The organism is Haliscomenobacter sp. (genome assembly GCF_040403615.1).
Lineage (GTDB): Bacteria > Bacteroidota > Bacteroidia > Chitinophagales > Saprospiraceae > Haliscomenobacter.
On sequence record NZ_JBBAKG010000099.1, the window covers coordinates 1 to 11,409 of the forward strand.

Consider the following 11,409-nt stretch of genomic DNA (forward strand, 5'->3'; position numbering starts at 1 on the left):
CCCTCGTCGCCGCTGATAAGGGCTAAACAAATCATCTTGGGGAAAATAAGCCAAATGTTCCTCCTGAGGATTGCTGTTGTTGATGATTTTGTCAATCAACCTCAGCGTCGCTTTACAGGCAATTTTTCGGCGCAGCAGCTCCTTTAACTTTTCGTGATCAATGGATGGGAAAAACTTTTTAATGTCACATTTGAGCACATATTTGTATTGGCAACTCAACTGCTGGTACTTGATGATTGCCCGATGAGTACCTTTTTCTTTTCGATTGGCATAAGTATCCTCGATCATTGAATTTTCAAGAATTGGCCCGACCAGGTTACAAAGTGCATGGTGCACTACTCTATCCCGATAGGGTGCAGCACTGATGGTTCGTGGCTTTGGTTCAAGGATTTTAAACTCGGTATAAGGCCCAGGTTGATACGTCTCGCTGAGCAATTCGTCCCGCAATTGGAATAAATTGGCTTCCAATTGAAAATTAAAAGCGCTAACTTCTGGCTCGAAACGTTTCCCGCGCTGCGCTTTTTTGGCAGCAATCAACAGATTCTCAAACGTGGCTATTTTTGAGAACAGATTTTTGTGCGTTTTCATTGGGCAGCAAGATTTTTTAGCCAGCCTCCCAGTTCTTTTCCGATTTCGTTGACCCGCTCCTGAATGTATTCATAGCGCCGGATATCCAGCAATTGCAGGTCTTTACACATCCTGATCAAATAGCGCAGTTGCTCCAATTGTACGTTGATTCTAAGTAGCTTAGGTCTTTTTTCTCTGGCAGAAGTATAATAGGCGTCAATTAATGCATCCTGAATGTCCATGAGCTGTATTTGGATTCGATCTCCCAACAAAAATTTCTGCGATCGCGGAAATTTTGCCAATTGTGGGATCAGGTACAACAATAAGTCATACACTTTGGTGATGATGTTTTCTTTTTCTGCCATTTTATCACAATTCAAAGTTCACTTTTTCAATTAAGGAGGCTTCGAGCCTCCTTAATTGAATTGAAACCAAACGTTGACCATACCAAGGGTAAAAGGGTAACAGTGACCAAGTTTAAAGATTTCTGGCTACCCGAAACCCGATAACGCTGCTGGTATTATCGGGAACGTTGCTGTTGCGGGAAGCAACGCGACTGTCGGAGTCATTGTTGTACCACGAACCGCCGCGCAACACGGAATAGGTCCCTGAGTCTGGCCCTTGGGGATTCGTAGAAGGACTGTTTTTGTAGTAAGCCTCATCGTACCAATCGGCGCACCATTCCCATACATTGCCACTGAGGTCGTACAAGCCCAGTTCGTTTGCATTTAGCTTCCCCACTTCATGGGTTGTACCATTAGCGTTACTCGAATACCAGGCCACATCCCCGATTTGGTTGCTGCCTGAGTACTTAAAACCTTTGCTTTGTTTTCCACCCCGTGCTGCATATTCCCATTCTGCTTCACTGGGCAGTCGATAAGTTTTTCCTGTTTGCTTACTCAGCCACTGGCAGTAGGCCACTGCGTCGTTGTGGCTCACATGGATGACCGGATGCTGCAATTCGCTGCTGCTGCGCAGGTTTCCGGCCACATCGCATTTCCAGGTTACTCCTTTCTTTTCCTCCCATTTTCCTGTCCAGACGTAGCTGTAGCCCTTTTTTTCGGCATCGGTCTGGTACTTGCTTGCCTCCACAAAAGTTTTGAATTGGCTGTAGGTCACTTCGTATTTACTAAGGTAAAACCCAGTGATTGATACAGTATGGCTGGGGGTCTCATCACTACCGCAATCGCCGTCCCGGCTGGGTACACAGCCCATCGTAAAACTGCCTCCGTCTATTTTGACCAGGTTATTGGCGGCAATATCCGGGCTGGGCAGCAGGGCATCGCGGCGTTTGCGGGCTTCGCTGGCGTATTTGCCCTGGGGGTACTGGCTCAGGTATGTCTGGTAGTTTTCCAGTTTGTTTTTTTCGCTGGCGAGGTCCCAGGCTTCTTGGTCTTGTTTTTCCTCGGCGGCGCGGCGGCGTTTTTCGGCTTCCTGGTCATCGATGAGCTGAATGGCCTCTCTCGCTTCGGCTACAAATTGCCCTTGCGGATATTTGCTGAGATAATCCTGGTAAGCTTGGCGGGTAGCTTTGGTCTTGGCATTGCGCCAGGCTTGTAAGTCAAGAGCAGTGGTACTGGAGCTAGGTGCAGGATCGGTGATTACGGGCCTAGTGGAGAATACCCCAGCTTGTAAGCCAAACCGCTGGGGGAATTCTTCGTCGCGGGTTATTTCATTGCGCAGGCGATCCAGGCTGAGGGCATCGGCACTGGCCTGATCGGCGTTGGTAATCATGCCGATGATCCCCTGGGGGCCAATCACGGGTGCGCCCGAAGTGCCTCTACTGAGCCCGATGATGTCGATCAACAGGCGATCCAGGCCAGCCCGATTGACCGTTCCACGCGTGGTAGCAGTGGGGATGTAGCAGGTATTGGCCTTACCGATGTAGGCTACGCTAAGGCCAGGGCCAGGGCGCGTACCCAGGCAATCCGGTTTCCAAACAAATCCAACTGGTTTGTCGATTTCGAGTAGTGCAAAATCAAAAGGCTGGATGCTGGCATGAAGAATGCGCCCCACCAAATCCCGATCGTCTCCACAAAAACGGAGGCGGATGCTGAGGGCATTTTCCTTGCCGGGTTCGGCGCCCTCTTCCTGCACGACATGCCCGGCGGTGGCGAGGTAGAGTTTGTTGTTGCGCTCACCTACCACAAAACCAAAGCCTTGCTCGGTGGTACCCGAAGCAAACCGGGAGCTGATCGTGGCTACATTGGGCTTGATGGCTTCGGCAACGGGATCGGCTTGGGCCAACAGGCCGATCGAACAACACAGGTATAGCAAAATGATCACGAGGCGCAGCATGGGGATGGTGGTTTTTTGGACATGAAGAAACGAATTTTTCAGGAATCGGCTATTGAAAAAATCTGGGTTGGTAGTATTGAAACTAAAGTTTAAATTTGGCTGTTGTTAAAATTCAAATCGAAATTCCATGGCAGCAGTGAGTAATAACGAAATTGAAAACCAAGCCTTAAAAGCTGAAATCATTAAATTAAAAACCCAATTGTCGCTTTTGCAAGATCAAGAATTTCTGCGCAAACTCAATTTGGCGTATACGGCCTTTGGCGTTGCTGTTCCAAATGAGGCGAGCGCTGAGGCCATTTCTTGGACACCCGGTGCCGCAAAACACCTCGTCTCGTTTATTGCCGACGATTTTGATGCCCCATTAGAAGATTTTGCTGAATACATGTAGCATGAGGATATTGCTAGACACCCATATTTTTCTCTGGTATTTGGTTGAACCTGAGCGTTTAAACAGTGATCAAATAAAGTTACTAAGTGATCAGAATGTATCAAAATTGTTAAGTATCGTCAGTCTATGGGAAATTACAATTAAAGTAAGCCTGGGAAAATTGGTCATTCACCAAAGTATTGACACACTGGTTCCCAAAGAAATTGAATTGCTTCCTATTTCAGTATTTCATCTACAACATTTACAAAAGCTGCCTTTTCACCATCGCGACCCATTTGACCGGCTTATTGTGGCACAAGCAATTGCTGAAGATTTGCTACTTTGCAGCATAGATGAATCGATAAAGAGTTATCCTGTGAAATTAATTTGAAGTATATCACCTAAAAACGGGAAGCAACCTGAATCTATCCAATGAAAAACACAAAGTACATCATTTTCCTTTCGATTTATATCCTCACACTGTGCAACAATTTTGCCACCGCCCAATGCGACGCCAACCTCAGCCCCAGCGACAATGAAACAATCGCCTATCGCACCCGGGGCAACCGCTGTGAGGGCTTTTACCGCGCCAAAGTAGCGGCCAATGTGCTCCGTCTGGTGAGTATTACCCTGGGTGAATTCCGTTTCAATCCTACCGCCAATGAAGTCATTGAAGTAAAAATTGGTAACACTGGCACTGGGCAAGTACAATTCCGCGCTGAAGGAATCCCCAACGATTTGTACTACCGCCTGGATTGTCAATTTCCAGCCCAATCGGGATTTTCCTGGCCAGTAAAAGACGTGTTGTTGAAAGAAACCCGCACCCAGGATGCCCGCAACATTGGGCTGCTGGCGCGTTTGAATACGCATTACATTCCCGTCCAAGCCAAAGGCAAAACCGCTACTGCCGAGGCGAGTCCACAGGCTTTGATCAAATTGGTATGTACGACCCGCGTCAGTAAAGTGATGTGGCGAATAAGTGGCCAAAAAGACTACGTTACGCTGCCCGGAGATTCCTTCCCCGCAGGGCGCAACATCACCATCCGGCTGCCCAATACCTTGAAAGGCAAAAACACCATAGAGGTTAAAGCCAAATCAGCCGACAGTACCGATTGGATGAACGCGGAAGTGCCCGTACAACTCTAATCCGGCATGACAACCCAACAACAACTTCAAGCGCTGTTGGCGCGCAATGAATTCGAGAATCTGATCGCTGAAATACGCCTCATTTGCCTGCAAGCCCCCAATGATCAACACGGCAACGACCTGGTTTTGCTGGTAGCGCAATACAATGCTTTCCTGGAAAATGAGGCCAAGCTCTACGCCGCAGATCGGGACGTAGCTTTAGCCAAAGTAACCGACAGTTTTCAGGATTTCATCCAATTGTTGGACATTCCCAAGGGAGACGCTACTCAGGCCGAATGGTTCAAAAAGCAGCAAAAAAATGCGGTCGAAGAAATCGTGCAATCGCCCTGGCGTTGGTCTGTACTCATTGCCGTATTGAGTTTGTTGTTGCTCTTGATCGGGCAACTGCGGGTACAACAAACCGACTTTGAGTTGAAAGCGCGGGTAAAAAAAATTGGTTTGCGCCTTGCCCAAGACTGGAGCATTGGTGCAGGCTATGACCAGTTCCTGAGCAGGTTTGAACTAGAAAATGCTGCGGCCATCCCTACCCTACCCGCCTGGCCAGTCAATGATGCCTTTGTTGGTTTGCAAGGCGGGCGCATCCAGTTGAACGCTTTGCCCATTGAAGCAGGCCAATCGATTACACTGGAAGCAGACAAGCAAGAGTGCATCTTGCAATTGGCCAATGGGAGCACCCGCATCCAGCTAGACTTGCTGGGTACTCGGCTGAGTTTACCAGACCTCGGATTGGATACCCTCCTGGGCGAAATTGAAACGGGCGATGAATCCTTAAATTTGCAGTCGAGTCTCGCCCCCAAAATATGGCTCAGTGTACATGATTCGCTGCCTCTGGTGTTGCCAGAACTACAGGTCGATTCCATCGATTTCAATTACAAAGCGGAAATTAATCCCGAAGAAAAAGCAGACTCTTCTGGCTTGTTGAGTGGTTTCATTCAAGTGGATCAAGGCATTCATCAACTCTCCAAAGGCAGTGGATTAAGCCTGGGCGGTTTGCAAAGTGCCATTCTAGAAATTAAGCCCCAAAATGGCGGCTTTGACCTTGTACTGCGTGGGGAAGCACGGCATTTGAGTACGGCTTATTTGGGACAGCGCAGCAATTTAATGCCCACCTGGTTGCAGTATTTCCGGCAAAACCAGGCTTTCCTTTTTTACTTTAGTTCACTTTGTGCCTTGTTTGCGGTGTTGTTTCCGCTGCGCAACTGGTTCATCAAAGCAAAAAATTAGGATATCCTGTCCTAATCCCACCCCATTCCTTTGCGCCTTCCCTTTTTTTTCGGATGTTGCGGTCTTATGTTTGCAATTAAACACTATCCGGAGCACATTAAGGGAAAAGAATTGGATGACTATCTGGCCAATGGTTGGTACCGGATGGGGCAAACGATATTTACCACCCATTTTTTGTGCTTTGGTGAGAATTTTTACTCTGCCATTTGGGTACGGCTGGATTTGGTGCAGCACCAGTTCAGCAAGAGTTTGCGCAAGATCATCAAGCGCAACAATGCACGGTTTCAGTTTCATTTTGGCAAGGCGGTGATTGACCTCCCCCGCGAGGCGCTGTACCAGAAGTACCGGGTCACTTTTCCAGGCATGATTGCGCCGTCCATTCTGGATTCTCTACAGGATGGAGATCATTTCAATGTGTACAACACCTACGAATTTACGGCTTACGATGGCGACAAACTGGTGGCCGTCAGTTATTTTGACCTGGGCGAAGACAGCATTGCCAGCATCCTGGGTTTTTACGATCCTGATTACAAAGCACATAGTTTGGGGCTGTACACGATGTTGATGGAGGTAGAATACGGTAAGATTCAGGGCTTCAGTTATTTTTATCCAGGGTATGTAGTGCCAGGTTACGATCGTTTTGAGTACAAACTGCGGATCGGCCCGGTAGACTACCTCGATTTGCGTTCTGGCGATTGGCTGCCTTATGCTTCCCTCAGTGCGGAAGAAGTTCCCATTTACCGCATGCGGGTCAAGTTGGAGATTTTGCGGCAAGCCGCCTTGAAGGCACGCATGAATTTGCCTTTCAATTTTTATCCCCTCTTTGAAGCCAATTTGTTTGGTTATCCTTCTTTGCCTTTTTTTGATTATCCCTTGATGGTTTACGGCGGCGAAACGGCTGAGGAAGATGGCCATTATGCGCTGGTTTTTGACCCCCGCAATGGTCAATTCCAGCTTTTGCTGTGCTCTAATTTTGACTATTCCCTGTTTTATTTCAATGATGCTTACACCAGTATGTTCAGCTCAGAGCGGCATTTTACGCAACTGATCTTGATGGAGCAAGTGTTGGAAAGCAATGCGCATCCAGAAGTGGTGTTGGAAGCCTTGCTCGCTGAACGGGTGAGGGGCAAGGTCAAATAGTCTGCTTTTGCCAAATCATCTCAAATCGTTCAGATTTAGCTATATTGGTCTCAAAGACATTGCCATGAAGTTTCTGTTTCTTTTAATCATCTGCCTTGGATCCCTGATGCTCGGTCATAGTCAGGCGGTGCAATATGCCGCTACCCTGCAAACCGAACGCAGTAAGCTGGAACTCAGCTTGCAGCAAAAAATAACGCAAACCATTGCGCTGCCGTTCAATGCCCAAAACGAAGCGGCGTGGTTGGAAGCTTTGTGGGCAATGGAATTGATGCAAGTCAAAAATAAAGCCATTGAGGAAGCCTTATTCAAACAAGTGTTGGTTCATTACGATCAACTCAGCCTGGAAGCCCGGCGACAAAGCCTGGAAACCATTTACGCCCTTTATCCACGCGAGTTTGATCAGGCCATAGCGCAATTGTTGCCCCAGGAAAAACACCCCAAACTCTTTGCCATGATGGTGCATTATTTGCGGAGAAACCACCAGGGTAAGGCCCTACAAAAGCAGGCCAATGCTTACTTGCTGCAAAACCTGGCGCAATACGCCGATCATCCGATTGTGTACTGCCTGAAAAAAGACCTGGAGCAATCGCGCAGTGCCCGCCTGGCTCAACGGCCACCGCTACACGATTTGCTTCAGCATCCTTTTCCTGGCAATCCCTGGGTGTTTTTTTCCTTTCAGCGACTCAACCGCGACTATCCCGGACAAACGGTGATTCGGCAGCCGAATGGACAGTTGGTTCGGGATTCGGCGGGGCAGCTGTTTCACATCCCGCATTTGGCCAGAGCAGTCAGTAATTTTCCCGGGTACATCACCAACGGCAATACGCCGCAGGGCATTCTTTCCATTTTGGAAATCACCACCACGGATAACCAATTCATTGGGCCCAATGAAATGCTCAATATGGTTTTGCCCTATGAAGTACCGTTGCTGCGCTTCAACCATGAGTCGAGTTTTGCTGCAAATGAGGAAGCGGCATACCGCGCGATGCTGCCGTCATCCTGGCAAAATTATTTCCCGATCTGGGAGGCTTATTACGCGGGCAAAGCGGGACGTACCGAGATTTTTGCCCACGGTACCACCATCAATCCACAATTTTACAGTGGTGCAGCGTATTATCCCAATACACCTTCTTTGGGATGCTTGACCGCCAGTGAGGTTTGGAATCCCCAAAACGGGCAATTGGAAAGCAGTGATCAGCTCCAGTTGATTCAAACCATGAAAAGGCTTGGCATCAGTCATGGGTATTTCATTGTGGTGGAAACGGATGATCAGGATAGAGCCGTCAGTGAAGCTGAAGTAGAAAACTGGATTAAAAATTAAACCCCGTAATTACGCTACAGAAGCTGTTGCTTTCTTTCGCAACAACAGCGCAGTGACCACATCAATGACCAACCCCACTGGAAAAATCTCCATAAACGTGACCGCCATCATGATGAAAGGATTCTTGTACAGCTCCATGTTTTTGCGCATGGCCGCTTCTTTCTCAGCAATTTCAGCAGCCGTTTTTCCTGATTTTTTCAATTCCTCAAGCATGTGATCCAGGTACATGTCTGGAAAATTCTGCAAGGTTTCGGAAGTATTGTAAAGCACCATCCAGCCTGCTACATAAATTACGGAAGCGATCAGCGAGATCCACAAGCCAATCTGAAACGCTTTTCCAAAAGTAATCACTCCGTGGAGGTACTTGTTGCGGTAAGAACGTACCCCAAAGAAAATCATGGAGAGTGAAACCAGCATGGAAATATAACCCCAGAATTCGCTGGTTTTCATATCGGGCTTTGCACCTTCCTTGATCAACAGTGGTTGTTCGAGAATAAAGAAAAAGACCATGACACAGCCTGCGATTAATCCGTAAAAAAGGACATGTTTGCGCATGTTGAAGATTTTAATTGCGTGATTGAATGCCTCAAAACACGGGGATTCAGGTCATTTTTGCATCACCCAAAAGTATGATTCTGGCGAAAAATTCAACTTTCACCCGAAAGTAGTAGCGCTTGTCTTTCACAAAAGTCCAATTTCCTTGGCTTTTTGTACCGCCTGAGTGCGGCGCTTGGCATCCAGTTTGAGAAAGACGTTGGAGGAATGGGTTTTGATGGTATTCAGGGAGACGAAGAGCATTTCGGCAATTTCCTGATTGGAGTAGCCCTGCGCGATTAAGGCAAGAACTTCGTATTCTCGCTTGCTGAGCCGGTATTTTTCCACCAGTTCCGGTTTCGGTTCTGCGCTAGTTTGAGCAATTTCTACAATTGTTGAAGGCAGTGGTTCTGGTTTCTGGGTCAATTTCCACCCAATCCAAGTGCCCAAAAGCACAAAAAAGACGGCCACAATGCCCACATAAACTTCTAACCGGATGTCGCGCAGCAAGAACTGGTACTCCACTGTCTTGAGGATGCCGAGCAAAATGGCCATGGCTAAACCGTACCAAAAGATGGTGCTTTTCATTCCAGCGTAGAATAGACTTTATGAAGAGGAAAAAGTCCCCTGTTAATGTCCTCGTAAAATTAGCAACCAAGTACACTTCCGCCCAAAAGAATCTCTAAATTTGTGGCAATTTTTAAATCAGTCCAAATAAAACCAATTATGGCAAATTCAAATGCCAATCCAAACACCCGACTGGAGCACGACCTGTTGGGTGAAAAACACTTGCCCATTGATGCTTATTATGGCATTCAGACCCAGCGGGCACTCGAAAACTTCAAAATCAGCGGGGTTACCCTCCAATTTTTTCCTGAATTTATCGAAGCCTTGGTGGAGGTCAAAAAAGCTTGTGCCCTGGCCAATTATGATTTGGGTTTTTTATCTGACGAAATCAAGAATGGCATCATTGCTGCCTGCGACGAGATCATGGAGGGCAAATTGCACGACCAGTTCAAAGTAGACATGATCCAGGGCGGAGCAGGAACCTCCACCAACATGAACGCCAATGAAGTAATTGCCAATCGCGCCCTTGAAATCATGGGCTACAAAAAAGGAGAATACGACCATTGCCACCCCAACAACCACGTCAACCTCTCGCAATCGACCAATGATGCTTACCCAACCGCACTCAAAATTGCCCTGATCAAGAGCAAAGCAAAGTTGCTGGTAGAATTGGTAGCGATCGTCAACAGTTTCCGTAAGAAAGGGGTGCAATACCAGCACGTGATCAAAATGGGGCGCACCCAGCTACAGGATGCGGTACCCATTACGATGGGGCAAACTTTTGAGGCATACGCCGCTACCCTGGAAGAAGAAATCGAACGCCTGGAAAACAATACCAATCTCTTTTTGGAAGTAAATCTGGGTGGAACAGCCATTGGAACGGGTATCAATACCTCGCCTCAATATGCCCGCCTGGCCATTGCATACTTGCGAGATGTAACAGGATTTAAAATTGTAGCCGCCCGAAACCTGATTGAAGCCACCCAGGATACCGGGGCATTCATCATGTTTTCTTCGGCAGTAAAGCGTTTGGCCATCAAGTTGTCCAAAATTTGCAACGATTTGCGCTTGTTGTCTTCCGGCCCCCGGACGGGCTTCAATGAAATAAATTTACCTCCGATGCAGCCGGGGTCTTCCACTATGCCTGGCAAAGTAAATCCGGTGATTCCTGAAGTGATGAACCAAATTGCTTTCAAAGTAATGGGCAATGACCTTACCGTCAATATTGCCGTTGAAGGTGGTCAACTGGAACTCAACGCTTTTGAACCCATCATCGGTCATTGTTTGTTCGAATCGATCAACATTCTCAAGAATGGCATGGTAACCCTGCGCAACAAGTGCATCGATGGCATCACCGTGAATGAAAAGCGGTGCTGGGATCTGGTCAAAAACAGCATCAGCATCGTTACCGCCTTGAACCCTGCCCTTGGCTACGAAACCTGTACTGCCTTATCGAAAGAAGCGCTGGCAACCGACCGGAGCATTTATGACCTGGTGTTGGAAAAGAAACTGATGAGTCAAGAGGAACTGGATACGGTATTGTCTCCGGAAAACATGATTCGGCCTCAGTTGAAATCAAATCGTTAGCGCTTGTTTACCTATTTTCAGGGTTTAACCTGATCGGGCTAAAACTTAACCTGCACTTTAAGTTCAAGCCTTACTTTTGGGCAATTTCAAAAATGTCATCGCTATGAAAAGTGCTCTGTTCCTCGTTTTTATTGGTCTTTTTTGTCTGAGCTACCACTCCAATGTTGACAAGCTGCGCCTCAATCAAATCCAGGTGATCGGATCACACAATAGCTACAAGCAAGCGATTGATCCGGCACTTTTTCAAAGATTGAGAATGGTAGACTCCAATATGGTCAAAGAAATTGATTACAGCCATATTGGCCTTTCTGCACAACTCGACATGGGGTTGATGAGCCTGGAAATTGATGTTTATGCCGATACCAAAGGCAAGAAATATGCGCAGCCCAAAGGACTGGAATGGGCCGGAAAAAACCCGGCTGCTCTGGCTTACGATCCCAAAGGTGAAATGAACGAGCCGGGCTTCAAGGTTTTGCACATTCAGGAAATTGATTTCCGCAGCAACTGCCTAACCTTTAAAAACTGCCTCGAAGAATTAAAAACCTGGTCGAATGCCCATAAAAACCACTTTCCCATTTTCATCACCATGAATGCCAAAGACGATGAAATCAAGCGACCTGGCTTCACTGTACCTGAAAAATTCGATGCAGCGGTATTT

12 protein-coding genes and 1 pseudogene are annotated in these 11,409 nt (G+C 47.3%); 8 read left to right on the forward strand and 5 right to left on the reverse strand.

Translation table 11 applies throughout. The annotated features are described in order from the left end of the window. The 3 genes and pseudogenes from ABW391_RS23290 to ABW391_RS23300 form a co-directional block, all read right to left on the reverse strand. A pseudogene (locus ABW391_RS23290) lies at nt 1-588 on the reverse strand (reverse transcriptase domain-containing protein); the annotation flags it as partial. Then, nucleotides 585-932 carry a diversity-generating retroelement protein Avd gene (gene avd / locus ABW391_RS23295; protein WP_353484301.1) on the reverse strand — a complete coding sequence of 116 codons (348 nt, stop codon included), beginning with the start codon at nt 930-932 and terminating at the stop codon, nt 585-587. The pseudogene ABW391_RS23290 and the gene avd, both read right to left, overlap by 4 nt. A 112-nt stretch (nt 933-1,044) precedes the next feature. After that, entirely contained in the window at nt 1,045-2,865 is a 1,821-nt protein-coding gene (locus tag ABW391_RS23300) for an SUMF1/EgtB/PvdO family nonheme iron enzyme (RefSeq protein ID WP_353484302.1), read from the reverse strand. A gap of 127 nt (nt 2,866-2,992) precedes the next feature. Between ABW391_RS23300 and ABW391_RS23305 the strand changes: the two genes are divergently transcribed. From ABW391_RS23305 to ABW391_RS23330, 6 genes are all read left to right on the forward strand, one after another. Then, nucleotides 2,993-3,253: a hypothetical protein gene (locus ABW391_RS23305; RefSeq protein WP_353484303.1), complete on the forward strand. Its 261-nt coding sequence runs from the start codon at nt 2,993-2,995 to the stop codon at nt 3,251-3,253. A 1-nt stretch (nt 3,254) separates the two neighbouring features. Beyond that, nucleotides 3,255-3,623: a type II toxin-antitoxin system VapC family toxin gene (locus tag ABW391_RS23310; protein ID WP_353484304.1), complete on the forward strand. Its 369-nt coding sequence runs from the start codon at nt 3,255-3,257 to the stop codon at nt 3,621-3,623. A 41-nt stretch (nt 3,624-3,664) separates the two neighbouring features. Next, a complete protein-coding gene (locus ABW391_RS23315) occupies nt 3,665-4,378 on the forward strand; it encodes a hypothetical protein (RefSeq protein ID WP_353484305.1) in 714 nt (237 codons plus the stop codon). A gap of 6 nt (nt 4,379-4,384) precedes the next feature. After that, nucleotides 4,385-5,602, forward strand: coding sequence for a hypothetical protein (locus tag ABW391_RS23320; protein ID WP_353484306.1), 1,218 nt, complete (start codon nt 4,385-4,387; stop codon nt 5,600-5,602). 66 nt (nt 5,603-5,668) lie between these two features. After that, nucleotides 5,669-6,742 (forward strand): arginine-tRNA-protein transferase, encoded by a 1,074-nt coding sequence (locus tag ABW391_RS23325; RefSeq protein WP_353484307.1) that lies wholly within the window; start codon nt 5,669-5,671, stop codon nt 6,740-6,742. A gap of 64 nt (nt 6,743-6,806) precedes the next feature. After that, a complete protein-coding gene (locus ABW391_RS23330) occupies nt 6,807-8,063 on the forward strand; it encodes a hypothetical protein (RefSeq protein WP_353484308.1) in 1,257 nt (418 codons plus the stop codon). A gap of 9 nt (nt 8,064-8,072) precedes the next feature. On the opposite strand, the gene ABW391_RS23335 is transcribed toward ABW391_RS23330, so the two are convergent. Together ABW391_RS23335 and ABW391_RS23340 are read right to left on the reverse strand one after the other, a co-directional pair. After that, nucleotides 8,073-8,618, reverse strand: coding sequence for a DUF4199 domain-containing protein (locus ABW391_RS23335; RefSeq protein ID WP_353484309.1), 546 nt, complete (start codon nt 8,616-8,618; stop codon nt 8,073-8,075). Between the two features lie 126 nt (nt 8,619-8,744). After that, on the reverse strand, nt 8,745-9,185 hold the full coding sequence (locus ABW391_RS23340) for a helix-turn-helix transcriptional regulator (RefSeq protein WP_353484310.1): 441 nt from the start codon (nt 9,183-9,185) through the stop codon (nt 8,745-8,747). A gap of 138 nt (nt 9,186-9,323) precedes the next feature. Between ABW391_RS23340 and aspA the strand changes: the two genes are divergently transcribed. Together aspA and ABW391_RS23350 are read left to right on the forward strand one after the other, a co-directional pair. After that, nucleotides 9,324-10,751, forward strand: a complete 1,428-nt coding sequence (aspA, locus tag ABW391_RS23345; RefSeq protein ID WP_353484311.1) for an aspartate ammonia-lyase — start codon at nt 9,324-9,326, stop codon at nt 10,749-10,751. Nucleotides 10,752-10,854: 103 nt separating this feature from the next. Beyond that, the coding region (locus ABW391_RS23350; protein ID WP_353484312.1) for a Ca2+-dependent phosphoinositide-specific phospholipase C at nt 10,855-11,409 on the forward strand (555 nt) is incomplete at its 3' end.